We start from the raw sequence: 16,422 nt of genomic DNA, 5'->3' as shown, positions 1-16,422 counted from the left end.
ATAGCGGCTGAATATTTGGTTAGGATGCACTTTATATTTTTTACTAGATTAGAATCATTCTTCTTTATTTCTGAATAGGATATGTGGTATTATAATAATAACAAAAGGGACATTACGTTTAAAAACCTTTGAAAACATTGCTGTCATCGCAATTTTGGTGGCAGCTTTCATATTTTATCCAGAGAAATGACGTTGATTATCTTTCTCAATTAGATATTACACAAATGATAATCTATATCATTTACACAAAATAGAGAAGAATGTGGGAGGGAATCTTATGACTACAGATACTAAACATTTAACCCAACCGGCTTCATGCCAAACCACTTGGTTGGAAAAAGCAAAACCTCATCTAGAACTTTTTGCTGCATTGTTCAGCGGTTTATTAATAGTGTTGGGATGGGCCCTTTCAAAGAACGGAATGGAGTCCACTTCCATCGTCATATACTTAGCTTCTTTCTTGATTGGCGGATATGCCAAAGCAAAAGAAGGAATAGAAGATACGATTGCCGACCGGGAATTGAATGTTGAGATGCTGATGATTTTTGCGGCCATCGGTTCTGCGGTCATCGGATACTGGACGGAAGGTGCCATATTGATTTTCATCTTCGCTTTAAGCGGTGCCCTTGAGACATACACGATGAATAAAAGCCATAAAGAAATTTCGGCACTTATGGACTTACAGCCTGAGGAAGCACTGCGCATCACTAACGGATATGAAGAAACCGTATCCGTTTCACAGCTGCATGTCGGAGATCTGATTTTAGTGAAACCAGGTGAGAGAGTTCCTTCAGATGGAAAAATCACGGACGGCCGTACCAATATCGATGAAGCTGCCATCACTGGTGAATCCATACCGGTCAGCAAATCATTGGATGATGAAGTATTTGCCGGAACGGTTAACCTCCGTGGTACGATTACCGTGGAAATCACCAAACCAGCAAGTGAAACATTATTTCAAAAAATAATCACTCTCGTTCAATCCGCACAAAGTGAAAAGTCCCCTTCCCAGCTGTTCATTGAACGGTTTGAAGGTACTTATGTAAAAGTGGTATTGACCGTTGTCGGCTTGATGATGTTCGTACCCCATTTCATATTGGGGTGGAGCTGGACCGAAACATTCTACAGGGCGATGATCCTGCTCGTTGTCGCTTCACCTTGTGCACTTGTGGCTTCTATTATGCCAGCAACGCTATCTGCCATTTCAAATGGTGCTCGTCATGGCATTTTATTTAAAGGCGGCATCCATCTTGAGAATCTAGGTAACCTGCAGGCAATTGCTTTAGATAAAACAGGTACATTAACAAAAGGAAAACCCGAGGTAACGGATGTCATTATCCGCGAAGATTTAAACGAAGATGATTTCTTATTTCATATTGCATCTGTTGAAAATTATTCAAACCACCCTTTGGCAACATCGATCGTCCGTTATGCCAAAACGAAATTGCAAAGAGACATCATTAAACCGGATAACATGGAAGATATCTCAGGCAATGGGGTTCAAGCATACATCAATGGCGTGCTTTGGAAAGTCGGAAAAGCTGATTTCGTCGGTCGCAGTGAAGCAGAACGATTCCAAAATGGCATTGCACTGACATTGGCTGAACAAGGCAAGACAATCGTTTATGCAAAGGATGATCAAGGGATTGCCGGTATTCTCACTTTGAAAGATGTCGTGCGTGAAGAAACCATTATAGCCATCGAAGCTTTGAAAAAGGAGGGCATCCATACCGTCATGCTGACAGGCGATGGTGAAAAAACGGCTAAAGCGATTGCGTCGGAGAGCCATATAGATGCATATATTGCCGAATGCCTGCCAGAAACCAAAGTGACTGAAGTGAAAAGGCTAAAAGAACATTTTGGCACTGTAGCAATGGTTGGGGATGGCATCAATGATGCACCTGCACTAGCAACGGCATCTGTGGGAATTGCAATGGGTGAAGGCACGGATGTTGCCTTGGAGACAGCGGATGTTGTTCTGATGAAGAATGACTTGCCGCGCATCGCGGAGGCAGTCAAATTATCCAAGAAGATGAATCGAATCATCAAACAAAACGTCATCTTTTCAATTTCGGTCATCATGATCCTGATTGCATCCAATTTCCTTCAATTCCTTGACCTTCCATACGGCGTCATTGGACATGAAGGAAGCACAATTCTCGTTATACTGAACAGCTTAAGACTTTTGAGAAACTAAACATGAAAAAGGAGCCCTCCAAGGCTCCCTTTTTTTATGATCGTTTCAATTTAGTGATATCCGTTCTTACCATTTGCAGAACCTGATGTTTTATGGTTAGAACCTTTATTTTTTCCTTTTTGCTTTGTGCTGCCATCCTTTTTACTCATGAAAGAACTCCTCCTCATCAAAAGTTGTTATTTCTTGAATAGTATCTGCATCATGATAGTCCGCTATTACGGGAACTCCAGGAAGCTCATGCACATTCTGGTTTTTGCCTTTCACTTATGAGCGCATTTATTTCCCCGCCCAGTATGATGATGAGCCCTGATAAATAAAACCAGACCATTAATACGATGATCCCTCCAAGGCTCCCATATGTTGCGGAATAATTAGCGAACTTCTCCACATAAAAAGAAAACAAAAAGGAAACAAGACTCCATCCTGCCGTTGCAAAGATAGCACCGGGCAGTACGGTTATGCATTTTTGCTTTATGTTGGGGGCAATCCAATAAAGGATCGTGAACACAATTAAAAATACAAGCGTACTTATTACCCAGCGAAGCTGGTTCCAAATCATAAGAAATTCATCGGATTGTCCAATTTCGGCAAATAGGAATACTCCGATCTGTTTTCCGAATACCGGCAGCAATAAAACGACAATAAAAACAAAAATCATCGCTAATGTGAGCAGAATCGACATTCCCCGGGAAATAAAGAAAGTTCGACTTTCTTTTACATCATATGCATGGTTAAATGCTTTAATGATTGCATTCATCCCATTCGATGCCGACCATATCGTTCCGATGACACCAAACGACAATAAAGTCCCATTCGCTTCCATTACTTCAGATAGGTTGGCCTCAATGATTTTCATCGAATCGTCAGGCGCATATGTACGGACGGTATTTAATATATCTTCTTGGGAAAATGGCAGATAGGCCAATAAGGTGAATAAAAAAATAAGTAACGGAAACAAGGAAAGTAAGAAGAAATAAGACAGCTGTGCGGCAAGCCCCGACACATCATCCATCTGTAACCGTTTTATGAAAGTCTTGAAGAATGAGCCTTTCAGCCATTCTTTTTTATTGGCCATACCTCCACCCCATTTTCTAATTTAAGGAAATCCGTTCATGGTGACTTGAAGATGACTCATCTTGCTCTGCAGCAAAAACTTCCTTCGTCTCCATCACCACTTGGGCAACTTGCGATGGAATATCTTTCATTTCCTCCACCTTTTGGGAAATGAAGGATACATCATCGGAAATTTTTTCAACAGTGGAACGGACCTTGGATGATGTTTCACGTACTTGTGTAAGCACCCCATTGGGATTCTTCACGAATTCCTTCATATTACTCATGCAGCTTTTACTGTTTTCCAATACTGAATTACGCGTATCCTTGTCAAAAAGGCTTATCGCCGCCCCTGCTAACGCACCAATAAAGACCGCTTGCATAAATTTACTTTTCTTGACACACTTATATTCTTCTCGAATGTTGCTCATATATTCTCCTCCTCGTCATATATTAGTTGATGGATAATGGTAGCTATCTCCATTATACAATGTTTAAAAAAGTTTTTTCCTATCTTTTCCCAAACTCCCTCAGTTTAAAACGTGGAGATGACCAAGTAATTGGGGATCAAGCTTCGTAATATTCATTGACTTCCAGCGGTAATCATGCAAAGATGAAAATAATTTAGGAACGTATGAAAGGATGAGGGAAATGGATTTAACGCAAAACACAGCCGAAAGTGTCGAGTTTATGATCGAAGCAATCAAGGATAAATTAAAAGTGATGAACTTCGGTGCAATAAAATCAACCCATTTTGATATCGAAATGTACGAAGAGCTGCACGATATTTATTCAATGGTGATGAAAAAAACGAATTTCAGTGTCCGTGAAATGGAAGCAATCGCCGAAGAACTTGGAAGACTGCGTAATAAGTAACATTCAAATCCTCCCGTACCGGTGAGGATTTTTTTCATTTTTAAAATAATTCTGATACATTTGATATAGAAATTGAAAACTGACAGGAGTTGTAAGCATGGTAGAAAGAAGAACACCCATCAGTATTGCAGAAGCAGTGGAAAAAGTGATGAAGCATAAATTAATAGGACATGCGGAACTGATTCCACTCAAGGAAAGCCAAGACCGTTTTTTGGCTCAAGATATTGTAGCTACAAATGATGTTCCGCATTTTAACCGCTCTCCATACGATGGATTCGCCCTCAGGTCCAAGGATACGGCAGAGGGTTCCATAAATAACCCTCTTGAGTTCGAAGTGGTTGAAGAACTGGCTGCGGGGATGGTACCGACTGTCCCTGTACAAAAAAATCAAGTGGCGAGAATCATGACTGGCGCTCAGATGCCAGCTGAGTGTGATGCCGTAATCATGCTCGAGCTAACAAAGGAATTCGAAAAGGACGGAAAGAAGTACATATCATTTAAACGCTCACTTAAGGAAGGCGAAAACGTTTCTTTTCAAGGAGAGGATGCAAAGAAAGGCGATGTTCTTGTAAAAAAAGGAACAACGATCAATCCAGGGATCATCGGCTTGCTGGCAACATTCGGATATGCCGAAGTCCCAGTTGCCAAGAAACCTGTCGTCGGATTATTCGCTACAGGCTCGGAACTTCTTGATGTTAACGAACCGTTGCAGCCCGGGAAAATCCGTAATAGCAATTCACATGCCATCTCCGCCCAAATTCGGAGGGCCGGAGGAGAAGTCCGCTTTTATGGAAAGCTTAAGGACGAATTCGAATTAAGTTACGAGGCCATTTCAACTGCCTTGGAGGAAGTGGATTTGCTCATTACAACTGGAGGGGTTTCTGTCGGTGATTTTGACCTTCTCCCGGATATTTATCAAAAAATGGGTGCTGAAGTCTTATTCAACAAAGTGGCCATGCGCCCCGGCAGCGTGACGACTGTAGCGGTATATAATAACAAATTTTTATTCGGTTTATCCGGCAATCCTTCCGCCAGTTATGTTGGCTTTGAACTATTTGCAAGACCGATCATCCGCACCATGCTATTTTCGGAACATCCGCATTTACGAAAAGAGACGGCCCAATTGGCAGAAGACTTCTTAAAGCCCAATCCATTCTCACGTCTGCTTCGGACCCGATTATTTTACGAATCAGGCCAGTTGAAGGTAATTCCTAGCGGTGTGGATAAATCCAATATTACAACAAGCTTGGCAGGTGCCAATTCACTGACCGTCTTACCTGGGGGGACCCGTGGTTTCCAAACGGGAGATTTCGTGGACATCCTGCTCCTCGATGACCAGGAAGGATGCAAATGGCCTTGGTGAAGCCTTTTATTTTTCAGGTGGTTGGCTACCAAAATAGAGGAAAAACGACCTTCATAACGAATATTATCGAAAAGCTTCGCAAAGCCAAATTAGAGACAGCCGTTTTAAAACATCATGGACATGGCGGAAAACCGTATGTTAACGGTATGAAGGATTCCAATAAACACTTTCAGGCTGGGGCGGCAGCTTCACTTGTTGAAGGTGATGGAACAATCGAGCTGCTCGGGAATTTCAAGGGTGAAGCCCCTATAACTGAGCTGATTCAATTACTGTGTCTATTTCTCCCTGATGTGATTTTAATTGAGGGTTATAAGCAAGAGGACTTTCCTAAGGTCATTTTAATCAAGGAAGAAAGTGACCTCGTGTTATTGGAACGGCTTACTAATGTCAAAGCAGCAGTGGCTTGGCCAGAATGTCTGGAACGAACCAGGAATCATGCTTCAGTTCCCGTATTCCCTTTGGATTCAGATTCATTCATTACATGGTTTTTAGAACAAATATGAAGGAGGGCACAATGTTCATTCAATTTCCCATAGAAAAACGCCGCAAGATGATCGAAAGTATCCAAGAATATGTGTATCAGGAACATGGCAAGGAAATCGGAGAAATCGCTGCTGAAAATCACTTGCAGTTCATTTTCGAAAATATTGCTCCATTTATTTATAATGAAGGTATCAAAGATGCTAAAAAAGTCATTGAGGACAGATTAGGAAATATCGAAGAAGATTTGTATTCATTGGAACGGCCAATTGATTAAAATGAAAAACAGCATCATAATCGATGCTGTTTTTTCATTTTCATTGTTCGGTCAGAATAAGCGGACCGTTTTTCGTAATGGCAATCGTATGCTCATATTGAGCTGAGTATTTCCCATCTGCAGTGGATGCCGTCCATCCATTCGGATCACGGCTTGCTTTATATGTACCTACGTTTACCATTGGCTCGATGGTGAATACCATGCCTTCCTTAAGACGCGGACCTTTATTCGGCAGTCCATAATGCGGAACCTGCGGTTCTTCATGAATGACACTTCCTATCCCGTGCCCAATAAAATCACGAACGACAGAGAAGCCTTCCGCCTCGACATATGTTTGTATGGCATGACCAATATCTCCAATCCGATTGCCTTCCACACACACTTCAATCGCCTTATATAAAGATTCCTTCGTCACATGAACCAAATGCTCGGTTTCCTTTGAAACCTTACCGACCGTATACGTCCAGGCAGAATCGGCAAGGGCCCCGTTATAATTGACGACCATATCAATCGTTACGATATCTCCATTTTTCAAAGGGGTCTTACGAGGGAAACCATGACAGATTTCTTCATTTATGCTGGCACATGTCGCATACTCATACCCTTTGTAACCCTTTTGTTCCGGCTTCGCACCATGTTTTTTTAAGAATCCTTCAACAAATTCTTCTATTTCCCATGTTGTCACCCCAGGTACAATCAACTTAGCAATCTCCCTATGACAAGCTGCCAAAATTTTACCTGATTCATGCATCGCTTGAATTTCACGTGCAGATTTTAATACGATCAATTGTGACACTTCCTTTTTTATTCGTCTCTCCTTTTATTTTACTGCAAAGATGAAAGTATATGAATCCTTTAAAATGAAAAATCCCGGCAGCTGCCGGGATTTTTCATTATTTCAATAGATTGAGCGATTCCCGATTAAATGCCGGAAGATCTTCAGGTGTCCTGCTGGTTACAAGCTGGTTGCCGCAAACAACAACCTCCTTGTCCAAATATGTTGCACCTGCATATTCCATATCGACTTTAATTGATGTATATCCTGTTGCATGGCGTCCTTCAAGTGTTTTGGCTGTAATCAGCAACTGCGGTCCATGACAGATCGCAAATACAGGCTTCTTATCATCCATGAACGATTTGGCGAAAGATACGAAGCGTTCGTCAGCACGCAGCTGGTCAGGCGAGAACCCACCGGGGATGAATAATGCATCGAAATTTTCCGGTTTCACTGAGTCGATGCTCTCATCAATCTCAACTTCTACCTCCCCTTGTTTCCCTTTAACAGTTTTCCCTTTTATCATTTCAATCGTCGTTACCGTATGGCCGGCTTCTTCAAATGCCTTTGCCGGTTCACTATACTCCGAGTCCTCAAACATATTCGTTACTACACATGCGATATTTTTACCCATAATAATTCATCTCCTCAATTTTTGATCGAATGAACATACTTTGCACTTTATTTATGTTCCCTCTGCCACCATAAATAAAACACATAATTAATGTTAGTGCTAAATTTCATTAGCCTATCCCCAAAGCAAATCAATGTTTAGGATACTGACCAACAACGTGTATCGCATTGATGATTCTTTTATTGATCCATTTCCTGTTTTCTTCTGTATTCAAATTTCCAAATATCCTTTTCCGCCCTTCTTCCGTGGTTACATAGTAATTAGGCAGGTTATTCAATGATAATGTGATGATGTCATTTTTACATTTACCGCATGAACAAAATGTTTGGTATTCCATACCTGACATTAAAACCTGCACCCAAGTCACAACGATTTCTTCCATCACATTTGTATATTCTCTTTCCATATAATCTCCTTAAAAAAGAAAAACCTGTCCATTCCTGACAGGTTTTCACTCATTTATCGCTGTCCGTGGAACAATTAGGATTTCAACTCTCCGGTTTTTCGACCTTCCTTTTTTCGTTTCATTGGAAGCAACCGGCTTGAATTCCCCATGTCCTTTAGCGCTGAACATTTCGGGATCCAACTCTTTATTTTCGAGGAGAAGTTTCATAAAATTCACGGATCGCATCACGCTCAGATCCCAGTTGGATTCATACTGGTAATTCTTTATAGGAATATTATCTGTATGTCCGCTTACGATAATGTTTCTGGGTAAATCCATGATTAGCAAATCCGAGATTTCCTTAGCGATTTTTCGGTTTTCACTTCTCACCTCAGCCACACCCGATTCGAACAGCACGTTTTCCCTAATTGAAATCAACATGCCTTCATCCGTTAGGTTCGTTCCCAATTTATTCGTTAAATCATTCTTTTGTATGTAGGCATTTACACGCTCCTGAACTTCCGTAAGTTCTTCTTGCTCGTTTTTCCCTAGCTTCTCAAGATCTTCCGCACCTGTTCTTTGCTCTGGTGACGTTGGCTCATTGCTGGGGGAATCACTTGGAAAATCCATAAAACCCGTTCCGCTTGTAAAAACCTGGTTAAATACATTGGACAACTGCTGGAACCTTACTGCATCAACCGAACTTGAAGCGAACAAGACGATAAAAAGCGCGAGAAGCAATGTTAAGATATCGGCGTAGGGAACCAGCCATGATTCATCGATATGCTCTTCATGCCTTTGTTTCTTTTTGCGCCTAGCCATCTTCTCTCACATCGCCTTCTAACCACTTTTTACGATCTCCAGCAGGCAAATATGATGTTAATTTCTGTTCAATCGTTCGCGGCGCTTCCCCTTCGATGATCGATAAAATACCTTCTATCATCATTTCTTTGATTCGAACTTCCTGCTGCGACTTCCGTTTTAGCTTATTGGCAAATGGATGCCATAAAACATACCCCGTGTAAATACCCATCAAGGTTGCGACGAACGCGGCAGATATGGCATGTCCCAAAGCCTCCGTGTCGGCCATATTACCCAATGCAGCTATCAGCCCGATTACCGCACCCAATACACCCAGCGTCGGTGCGTATGTACCGGCTTGACTGAAAATCGCTGCCGCGCTTAGATGACGTTCTTCCATCGCATCTATTTCCTCTGCTAAAATATCACGAATATAATCGGCACTTTGACCTTCGACTGCAAGATTCAAGCCATTTTTCAAAAAAGTATTATCCACCTGATCCGAAATGCTTTCCAATGCCAATAAGCCTTCTTTCCTGGCAATGACCGCCCATTCAGAAAAGGTTTTTATTAAATCTTCAGGCTTTGTCAATTTTTGTTCAAAGAATAAAATCTTGAATATTTTTGGTAGTCTTTTTAATTCCGACAAAGGGAAAGCCGTTACGACAGCAGCTATCGTCCCTACAATAATGATCAAAATAGCCGCCGGGTTTATCAGCGCCGTTACACTAACGCCTTTCAACACCATTCCGACCAAGATGGCCACGATACCCAGAACTACGCCCAAAACTGATGTTATATCCATAATACTCACCCATTCATTTAAAGTCTCGTCTCCTCCTTATATCGGATGAAGTTCAAAAAAAGTGAGGATTATTTTACTATTCGATTTCAATTTTCACTAAATCATCACAAAATCCACCAACTTTATTGCCTTGATGAGCTTAACCAACAGCACATTTCAATATTTTGGGTACAATATCCTTTCAGAGCGGAATTACCAGCCTGTTTTGTACGAAATTATCTCAATCCGTCTGGAATATGCGCATTTACTCGTGAGTTTCAGCATTTTACTCGTGATTTGGCGGTTCACTCGTGAGTTTCGCGCTTTTACTCGTGAGTTTCAGCATTTTACTCGTGAGTTTTCCGCTTTTACTCGTGAATTCCAGCATTTTACTCGTGAGTTTCGCACTTTTACTGGTGAATTCCGCTTAACGCCAAAAGGACAAAGCCTGTCAGCTTTGTCCCTGTTTTTGTTTCCCGTGGTTTCTTCCGGCCAGCCATTTTATGATGGGTGATAGAAAAAATAAAATGAATAAGATCCTGAATAAATGAAAGCTTGTGACAACGGATAAATCCACATGCACAGACATGGCTGTGACTGCCATTTCGGCGACGCCGCCTGGCGCCATGCTCAAAAATAATTCGTTCGCCTGTAAAGATAGGATTGGGGCAAACTGAATGGAAAGATAATAGCAAAATCCAATCAATAGGACATTACTGACGAATACGGCCCCGAACATCTTTCTGAAAAGTCGGGGGTTATCAACCTTCAGTGTGTAGCCTAAATGTGCGCCGATCAACAATTGCGATAAGTTCAACCAAAAGTCAGGAATCTGCGGTGCACCTGGGCCTGCTAAATTGAATAGTGCTGCGGCCATGAGAGGTCCTAGCAAAAAAGGGAGCGGAAAATTGGCTTTCTTTGTGATGAAGATGAATATCAGCAATGTTACCAACATCATGATGGCTAATTTCCCATCATATTCAAATAAGAAAAACGGCCGCTCCGATACGGCCATTACCGCACCTGATTCAACTGACATTACATGGGTCACAATCCAAGGAACAATGGATATCACAAGGATGACCCGCAGTGTTTGCATGAAACCTACAACCGTTTCATCACTATCCTTCATTTCCTCACTTAAGACCACCATCTGGGAAAGGCCTCCCGGAAAACTGCCAAGCATCGATGTGCTCAAGGATAAGTTCATTCGCTTTCTGACAAACCATCCAGTCAACACTGTAAATGAAATGATTGCAATTGTCGTAAAAAGCATAACAGGCAGATATTCAATCATCTCATTTAGCGATTGTTTCGTGAATGAACTGCCCAGTTGTAAACCTAGAATGACCAATCCAGTACTTCTAAAGGTTTTAGACCAATACAAGTACTTCCTTAACTTCACTTTAGTAATCATCACGACGAATAATGGTCCAAGCATCCATGGCAGGTATATTCCAAGGCTATCAAACGCATAACCACCCAGGAAAGCTAGAAAAGCTGTAAAGATGACTCTAAAACTCTTACTCTCGATTAAATTTACACTCACAAAATTACCTTCTTTATATAAGCGGATTTTCATCTTAATCTTAACATAAAATAGGCGGATTCAAAGCTGCATCCACGCTTGTTTTCAACATTCCATTGTCAGGATGCCAATTGGACATTTGCCGTTCTTGGGGCGCCTCCCTCACCAGTGCATTTTTATATTTCATCATGTTTTCGCTCTATGAAAGGAACAGCACGTGACTTCCACTATTTACTAGATTTCCCACCCCCACAAATTCGCTATAAAAGGTAGAATGAGTATATAGGGGTCAAACTCTTATGGAGGGGTGACTAGATGTTATCAAATACAGAAATAGGCATTGACTTAGGAACTGCAAATACGCTAGTTTACAGTAAAAATAAAGGAATCGTATTTAATGAGCCATCTGTGGTGGCCATTGATATAGAGACTAATAAAGTATTGGCAGTCGGTGTGGATGCAAAAAACATGATCGGGAAAACACCTGGAAATATTGTGGCAATCCGTCCGCTTAAGGATGGTGTCATTGCGGACTTTGATGTGACCGCGCAAATGCTTCGGGAAATCATGAAAAAAGCAAGTAAGGCCCTAGGATTATCGATTCGCAAACCTAGTGTAGTGGTTTGCACACCATCAGGTTCCACATCAGTTGAGAGAAGGGCCATTCAGGATGCAGTCAAAAGCTGCGGAGCGAAACAGGTCCACCTTATCGAGGAACCAGTAGCAGCAGCAATAGGTGCGGGCTTGCCTGTCGAAGAGCCAGTTGCCAATGTCATCGTTGATATCGGCGGCGGAACGACTGAGGTCGCAATCATTTCTTATGGCGGCGTCGTTTCTTGCAATTCAATCAGAATTGGCGGAGATCAATTGGATGAAGATATCAGCCAGTATGTCAGAAAAAAACATAATGTGCTGATTGGGGAAAGAACAGCCGAGGAAATAAAAAAAGAAATCGGCTACGCACTCGTTGAACATTCCGTGATCACCATGGAAGTCAGGGGCCGCGATCTTGTAACGGGTCTTCCAAAGCCGATTACAATATCATCCACTGACGTCCAGGAAGCCATCCAGGAATCGCTTCTCCATATACTGGAAGCAATCAGGGCCACTTTGGAAGATTGTCCTCCTGAATTGAGCGGGGATATCGTCGATCAAGGTGTCATCTTATCCGGCGGGGGTGCACTTCTCAACGGGGTACAAGAATGGCTGACGAATGAAATCGTCGTCCCAGTCCAACTTGCAGATAACCCGCTTGAATCCGTTGCCATCGGAACCGGGCTTTCACTTGAGGTCATTCACAAATTACAAAAAGCCGTATACTAAAAAATTGAGGAAACCCCGACTTGGGGTTTCTTTTTTTTCCTTTCAGGCCTCCCCCATTTGCAGACAGCAACTTCCACGTTAAATAACTTCCCTGAAATATTTTACCTCGTTTGCGTAGAGAATAAGGAAAAGGTTTTTTTACTGTTTGGATAGGAATAACCTGCAGAACTAAATGCATGCAATGTTACATAACTTGTGTTATAATCTAATTATGTTACATTGGCAAGAGGAGAAGATCTATGGAATATGTAGAAGCCTTTAAGGATATCAATCAAATCAGCAAAATAAAAACATACTTACGCTCTCACTCCAGTCGGGATTATTTATTGTTTGTACTCGGCATCAATACAGGTATGAAGATAAATGAAATGCTCGAAATCACCGTCGCCAGCGTTCTGGATGAAACGGGCAAAATAAAGGAGTTCTATGAGCAGCGTACGGAAAATGACGAAGTAAACCAAATTTATTTGAACCTGAAAGTCCGTACCGCCTTACAAGAATACCTTAAAGGCTCAAAGGTTATCGAAGGTCAATTTTTATTTCTTTCCCCTAAGACAAAAAAGCCGATCACACGTCAACAGGCTCACCGAATCATCCATGATGCTGTGGAAGGTGCAGGCCTGACCGGCAAGTTCGGAGCAAGTTCGATGCGTAAAACTTTTGGCTACCATGCCTATAAACAAGGAGTGTCACTGGCATTGATACAGAAGCATTACCATCATTCCAGTCCATCGGAGACATTAAAATACATCGGCATATCGAAGGAGAAGAAATTCAAGACGAATATTGACGTTAACTTATAAACATTCTGCTATCTTCTATTAACTCTAACCAACATTTTAAGGAGGAATTCCAGTGAGAATTAGAGAAAGTGAACTTCCTGGTATTGGCCAAAAATTTGAAATCATAACGAGAAATGATGAAAAGTTAGTAATCGTCATTCATGATGACGGCCGTCGGGAATTATACCATTTTGATAATGAACATGAGGACGTCATATCGAGCATCACCCTTAACGATCAGGAATCACGGCAAATGGCTTCCATCATAGGCGGCATGGTTTATAAACCGCAAGCACTTGAAACGATTGAAATGTCATTGGGTGACTTGGTGATTGAATGGTTCAAAGTCGAACCAGGTTCAAAGGCCATCAATCAAACGATCGGTGCGATTGATATCAGGAGCAATTATAACGTGACCGTCATCGCCCATTCTAAAAAAGGAAAAAAACAACTGAATAATCCTGGTCCTGACTCCATCATCGAAACAGGCGACACCCTTGTGATATCCGGTGAAAGAAAAGATATCCGAAACCTCACAAGAGAATTATTGACCGACGAAAGGAGTGACTAAGCTCATATGGACCATTTAGTCTTTGAAGTGGGAACTGCCCTACTTCTAGTGGCATTAGCCGCTCTCGTAGCAGGTAAATTCAAAATATCGAATGTTCCACTATTAATTATCATCGGGATGCTCGTTGGCCCCCATGCCCCGCACTTCGGATTAATTGACCTGCGTTTCATCGAAAGCGATGAAATCATAGCATTCCTCGGTCGGGTTGGTATATTATTCCTTCTGTTTTACCTAGGGCTTGAATTTTCCGTCAAAAAGCTCATGAAATCCGGAAAAAATATCGTGACAGGCGGAACCTATTACATTTTAATCAACGTGGGAATGGCCTTGCTTTACGGTTTCCTGCTCGGTCTTCCATTGAAAGAGGTTCTGATATTAACCGGTATCATCAGTTTTTCTTCAAGTGCCATTGTGGCAAAGGTGCTTGTGGACCTTAAAAGGACCGGTAACAATGAAACGGAGCTAATCCTTGGCATCATCATGTTTGAAGATATCTTCCTCGCTGTTTATTTATCAGTCGTATCCGGATTGGTATTAAGCTCTTCTGGTTCCGTTTGGGGAACATTACTTTCTACATTTATCGCGATTGGGTATATGCTGATATTTTTCGTTATCGCCCGGAAAGCATCTGGGGTCCTTAACAAATTATTCAATATATCCTCCGATGAGATTTTTATCATCGTCGTGTTCGCATTACTATTCTTCATTGCCGGTTTCTCGGAAACGATTCATGTTGCGGAAGCCATTGGTGCATTACTGCTCGGCCTAGTCTTTTCTGAAACGGAACATAGCGACAGAATCGAGAAACTTGTCATTCCCTTTCGAGACTTCTTCGGGGCCATATTTTTCTTCAGCTTTGGCTTGAGTATCGATCCGACTACCCTTGGCGGAGCTGTCTGGATGGTTCTTGGTGCCGTCATCATCACCATAATCGGTAACTTTGCAGCTGGTATGATTGCCGGACGCAAATCCGGTTTATCTCACAGAGCTTCCGCAAACATCGGTTTAACGATCGTTTCACGCGGCGAATTCTCCATCATTTTAGCCAACTTAGGCATTGCCGGCGGTTTAATGCCTATACTAACCCCGTTTGCGGCACTTTATGTTTTAACCTTAGCGATTCTTGGGCCGATCCTTACCAAAGAATCCAAACACATCTATAATATCCTAAATAAAGTATTCAAATGGACCTCTCCGAAGGTTCAGAAGGAACAGGGAAAAGAAGTGCAATAGAGCAAAACGGCCAGACCGCAATGTCTGGCCGTTTTTCTGTTTACCTTAATAAATCACTTAATTAGCTATTATACTTGTTTTAAAGAGGGCATAAAATCATACCTAGCAGTAGTGTTGGCATTATTGATAGGCTTGAAGTATCGAAAGCTTATCAGTTAGTCGCTTGCTTTACGAATCTTCAATCCTGATTTTCCCGTGCATGATACTCGCCATTCCCCGACTTCTGCAATTTTTTTAAAAAAAGCATTGAAAAAAGAACTGGCTAAGGTTGGTCATCCTTGGCAGCCCTTTTCTTCACCTCTCCATCATTCCGGCATATTTGTCACAAGCTTTTACAAGTGCTCGGATTAGGGCTTTCAATTTCTTTTCTTTTGAGGATTAACTTATATGAGCAGAGGGAAAAGAAGCAATAACCTAAGTAACTATTCAGGAGTGATGCCCAGATGAATAAGTCGATAAAATTTTCAAAGAAACTGATTAAAGAAATAAAGGAAGATCGTGTGACCGGACTGGCAGCAGAACAAGCTTATTACTATCTACTGGCACTATTCCCTTTGCTCATTTTACTGCTGTCCTTATTACCTTATCTGAACATCGATATTCAGACTGCCCTTGACACGATAAAAACCTTCATGCCTGCGGAAACGATGGAAGTCATCGAGAAAAATATCATTAACATATTATCTGAACGGAACGGAGGCTTACTGACTTTTGGTTTCCTTGGCACCATATGGTCCGCTTCCAATGGAATGAATGCGTTCATCCATTCCATGAATATCGCCTATGATGTTGAAGAAACAAGGAATTTCATTAAAGCCCGCTTCATTTCCATTGCATTGACATTAGGACTGGTTGTGGCATTCATCGTCATGTTGGGTCTCCCCGTTTTCGGAAAAGTGATCATCGATTTATTACAGCAAGTCATTCCGATCCCTGAAGAAACGCAAATAATATTCAGCTTTTTACGGTGGGTTATCGCGGTTGTGGTCATATCACTTGTCCTGACCTTTTTATATCGCTTTGCACCGAATAAAAGTTTTCCCATTAAACATGTCATCCCTGGGGCAGTTACCGCAACTGTACTTTGGCTAGGAATATCACTTGGATTTTCATTCTATGTCAGTAATTTTGCCAACTATTCTTCCACTTACGGCAGTTTAGGAGGCGTCATCATCTTGATGCTATGGCTGTATTTGAGTGGTCTGATTTTTGTGATCGGCGGAGAAATCAATGCAATTCTTCATCGCCAAAATTCCATTCCAAAAAAATCCTCCCGCACGATCGTCCATCCTGTCCCGCTTAAAAGATAAAATCATGAATTACGACAAAAGATAGAAAAGCGGCTGTCCCATTCGGACAG

The 16,422-nt window shown here is 41.7% G+C and carries 19 protein-coding genes; 10 read left to right on the top strand and 9 right to left on the bottom strand.

The window, feature by feature from the left end:
- The first annotated feature begins 277 nt into the window (after positions 1-277).
- Positions 278-2,197 carry a heavy metal translocating P-type ATPase gene (locus ACQKMF_RS20190; RefSeq protein ID WP_402944420.1) on the top strand — a complete coding sequence of 640 codons (1,920 nt, stop codon included), beginning with the start codon at positions 278-280 and terminating at the stop codon, positions 2,195-2,197.
- Between the two features lie 235 nt (positions 2,198-2,432).
- Here the strand turns inward: ACQKMF_RS20190 and ACQKMF_RS20185 are convergent, their stop codons facing one another.
- Both ACQKMF_RS20185 and ACQKMF_RS20180 read right to left on the bottom strand, forming a co-directional pair.
- Positions 2,433-3,272 (bottom strand): YihY/virulence factor BrkB family protein, encoded by an 840-nt coding sequence (locus ACQKMF_RS20185; protein ID WP_402944423.1) that lies wholly within the window; start codon positions 3,270-3,272, stop codon positions 2,433-2,435.
- Positions 3,273-3,288: 16 nt separating this feature from the next.
- Positions 3,289-3,681, bottom strand: a complete 393-nt coding sequence (locus ACQKMF_RS20180; protein WP_101224880.1) for a YtxH domain-containing protein — start codon at positions 3,679-3,681, stop codon at positions 3,289-3,291.
- A 220-nt stretch (positions 3,682-3,901) separates the two neighbouring features.
- On the opposite strand from ACQKMF_RS20180, the gene ACQKMF_RS20175 reads away from it, so the two are divergent.
- From ACQKMF_RS20175 to ACQKMF_RS20160, 4 genes are all read left to right on the top strand, one after another.
- On the top strand, positions 3,902-4,126 hold the full coding sequence (locus ACQKMF_RS20175; protein ID WP_427574637.1) for a DUF1128 domain-containing protein: 225 nt from the start codon (positions 3,902-3,904) through the stop codon (positions 4,124-4,126).
- 97 nt (positions 4,127-4,223) lie between these two features.
- Complete coding sequence (locus ACQKMF_RS20170; protein WP_427574635.1) at positions 4,224-5,489, top strand: molybdopterin molybdotransferase MoeA; 1,266 nt, start codon at positions 4,224-4,226, stop codon at positions 5,487-5,489.
- On the top strand, positions 5,477-5,992 hold the full coding sequence (gene mobB, locus ACQKMF_RS20165) for a molybdopterin-guanine dinucleotide biosynthesis protein B (protein ID WP_157831123.1): 516 nt from the start codon (positions 5,477-5,479) through the stop codon (positions 5,990-5,992). Before ACQKMF_RS20170 ends, mobB begins: the two co-directional genes overlap by 13 nt.
- A gap of 11 nt (positions 5,993-6,003) precedes the next feature.
- The gene (locus ACQKMF_RS20160; RefSeq protein ID WP_063234700.1) at positions 6,004-6,246 is read left to right on the top strand and encodes a DUF2164 domain-containing protein; all 243 of its coding nucleotides are present in this window, start codon (positions 6,004-6,006) and stop codon (positions 6,244-6,246) included.
- Positions 6,247-6,286: 40 nt separating this feature from the next.
- Here the strand turns inward: ACQKMF_RS20160 and map are convergent, their stop codons facing one another.
- From map to ACQKMF_RS20125, 7 genes are all read right to left on the bottom strand, one after another.
- Positions 6,287-7,033, bottom strand: coding sequence for a type I methionyl aminopeptidase (gene map / locus ACQKMF_RS20155; RefSeq protein WP_101224883.1), 747 nt, complete (start codon positions 7,031-7,033; stop codon positions 6,287-6,289).
- A gap of 106 nt (positions 7,034-7,139) precedes the next feature.
- Positions 7,140-7,655, bottom strand: coding sequence for a type 1 glutamine amidotransferase domain-containing protein (locus tag ACQKMF_RS20150; protein WP_076370894.1), 516 nt, complete (start codon positions 7,653-7,655; stop codon positions 7,140-7,142).
- Positions 7,656-7,785: 130 nt separating this feature from the next.
- Complete coding sequence (locus tag ACQKMF_RS20145) at positions 7,786-8,061, bottom strand: late competence development ComFB family protein (protein ID WP_230177842.1); 276 nt, start codon at positions 8,059-8,061, stop codon at positions 7,786-7,788.
- Positions 8,062-8,106: 45 nt separating this feature from the next.
- On the bottom strand, positions 8,107-8,862 hold the full coding sequence (gene motB / locus ACQKMF_RS20140; protein WP_402944435.1) for a flagellar motor protein MotB: 756 nt from the start codon (positions 8,860-8,862) through the stop codon (positions 8,107-8,109).
- Positions 8,855-9,646, bottom strand: coding sequence for a flagellar motor stator protein MotA (motA, locus tag ACQKMF_RS20135; protein ID WP_101224885.1), 792 nt, complete (start codon positions 9,644-9,646; stop codon positions 8,855-8,857). The genes motB and motA overlap by 8 nt, the downstream gene beginning before the upstream one ends.
- A gap of 430 nt (positions 9,647-10,076) precedes the next feature.
- Positions 10,077-11,174 carry an AbrB family transcriptional regulator gene (locus ACQKMF_RS20130; protein WP_427574630.1) on the bottom strand — a complete coding sequence of 366 codons (1,098 nt, stop codon included), beginning with the start codon at positions 11,172-11,174 and terminating at the stop codon, positions 10,077-10,079.
- Between the two features lie 40 nt (positions 11,175-11,214).
- Entirely contained in the window at positions 11,215-11,343 is a 129-nt protein-coding gene (locus tag ACQKMF_RS20125) for a hypothetical protein (RefSeq protein ID WP_286141446.1), read from the bottom strand.
- Positions 11,344-11,468: 125 nt separating this feature from the next.
- Here ACQKMF_RS20125 and mreBH point away from each other — a divergent pair, with 125 nt between their 5' ends.
- The 5 genes from mreBH to ACQKMF_RS20100 all read left to right on the top strand — a co-directional run bounded on the left by mreBH (position 11,469) and on the right by ACQKMF_RS20100 (position 16,372).
- The gene (mreBH, locus tag ACQKMF_RS20120; protein WP_101224887.1) at positions 11,469-12,476 is read left to right on the top strand and encodes a rod-share determining protein MreBH; all 1,008 of its coding nucleotides are present in this window, start codon (positions 11,469-11,471) and stop codon (positions 12,474-12,476) included.
- A gap of 239 nt (positions 12,477-12,715) precedes the next feature.
- Positions 12,716-13,279: a tyrosine-type recombinase/integrase gene (locus tag ACQKMF_RS20115; RefSeq protein ID WP_101224891.1), complete on the top strand. Its 564-nt coding sequence runs from the start codon at positions 12,716-12,718 to the stop codon at positions 13,277-13,279.
- Positions 13,280-13,331: 52 nt separating this feature from the next.
- Positions 13,332-13,829, top strand: a complete 498-nt coding sequence (locus tag ACQKMF_RS20110) for a cation:proton antiporter regulatory subunit (RefSeq protein WP_101224892.1) — start codon at positions 13,332-13,334, stop codon at positions 13,827-13,829.
- A gap of 6 nt (positions 13,830-13,835) precedes the next feature.
- A complete protein-coding gene (locus ACQKMF_RS20105) occupies positions 13,836-15,062 on the top strand; it encodes a cation:proton antiporter (RefSeq protein WP_230177854.1) in 1,227 nt (408 codons plus the stop codon).
- A 443-nt stretch (positions 15,063-15,505) separates the two neighbouring features.
- Positions 15,506-16,372 (top strand): YihY/virulence factor BrkB family protein, encoded by an 867-nt coding sequence (locus ACQKMF_RS20100; RefSeq protein ID WP_402944445.1) that lies wholly within the window; start codon positions 15,506-15,508, stop codon positions 16,370-16,372.
- Positions 16,373-16,422 lie beyond the last annotated feature (50 nt).

Origin of the sequence: Peribacillus sp. NPDC101480 (assembly GCF_050277335.1) — a bacterium.
GTDB lineage: Bacteria > Bacillota > Bacilli > Bacillales > DSM-1321 > Peribacillus.
Note: the sequence above shows the minus strand (reverse complement) of the source record. Positions and strands in the feature narration are given on the sequence as shown.

Excerpts from the sequence above, each read along its gene's own strand:
- ACQKMF_RS20125 (WP_286141446.1), bottom strand. The coding sequence starts at position 11,343 with ATGATGAAATATAAAAATGCACTGGTGAGGGAGGCGCCCCAAGAACGG.
- mobB (WP_157831123.1), top strand. The coding sequence starts at position 5,477 with ATGGCCTTGGTGAAGCCTTTTATTTTTCAGGTGGTTGGCTACCAAAAT.
- ACQKMF_RS20115 (WP_101224891.1), top strand. The coding sequence starts at position 12,716 with ATGGAATATGTAGAAGCCTTTAAGGATATCAATCAAATCAGCAAAATA.
- ACQKMF_RS20185 (WP_402944423.1), bottom strand. The coding sequence starts at position 3,272 with ATGGCCAATAAAAAAGAATGGCTGAAAGGCTCATTCTTCAAGACTTTC.
- ACQKMF_RS20175 (WP_427574637.1), top strand. The coding sequence starts at position 3,902 with ATGGATTTAACGCAAAACACAGCCGAAAGTGTCGAGTTTATGATCGAA.
- mreBH (WP_101224887.1), top strand. The coding sequence starts at position 11,469 with ATGTTATCAAATACAGAAATAGGCATTGACTTAGGAACTGCAAATACG.
- ACQKMF_RS20150 (WP_076370894.1), bottom strand. The coding sequence starts at position 7,655 with ATGGGTAAAAATATCGCATGTGTAGTAACGAATATGTTTGAGGACTCG.
- ACQKMF_RS20145 (WP_230177842.1), bottom strand. The coding sequence starts at position 8,061 with ATGGAAAGAGAATATACAAATGTGATGGAAGAAATCGTTGTGACTTGG.
- ACQKMF_RS20100 (WP_402944445.1), top strand. The coding sequence starts at position 15,506 with ATGAATAAGTCGATAAAATTTTCAAAGAAACTGATTAAAGAAATAAAG.
- ACQKMF_RS20170 (WP_427574635.1), top strand. The coding sequence starts at position 4,224 with ATGGTAGAAAGAAGAACACCCATCAGTATTGCAGAAGCAGTGGAAAAA.
- ACQKMF_RS20105 (WP_230177854.1), top strand. The coding sequence starts at position 13,836 with ATGGACCATTTAGTCTTTGAAGTGGGAACTGCCCTACTTCTAGTGGCA.
- motA (WP_101224885.1), bottom strand. The coding sequence starts at position 9,646 with ATGGATATAACATCAGTTTTGGGCGTAGTTCTGGGTATCGTGGCCATC.
- motB (WP_402944435.1), bottom strand. The coding sequence starts at position 8,862 with ATGGCTAGGCGCAAAAAGAAACAAAGGCATGAAGAGCATATCGATGAA.
- ACQKMF_RS20160 (WP_063234700.1), top strand. The coding sequence starts at position 6,004 with ATGTTCATTCAATTTCCCATAGAAAAACGCCGCAAGATGATCGAAAGT.
- ACQKMF_RS20180 (WP_101224880.1), bottom strand. The coding sequence starts at position 3,681 with ATGAGCAACATTCGAGAAGAATATAAGTGTGTCAAGAAAAGTAAATTT.
- ACQKMF_RS20190 (WP_402944420.1), top strand. The coding sequence starts at position 278 with ATGACTACAGATACTAAACATTTAACCCAACCGGCTTCATGCCAAACC.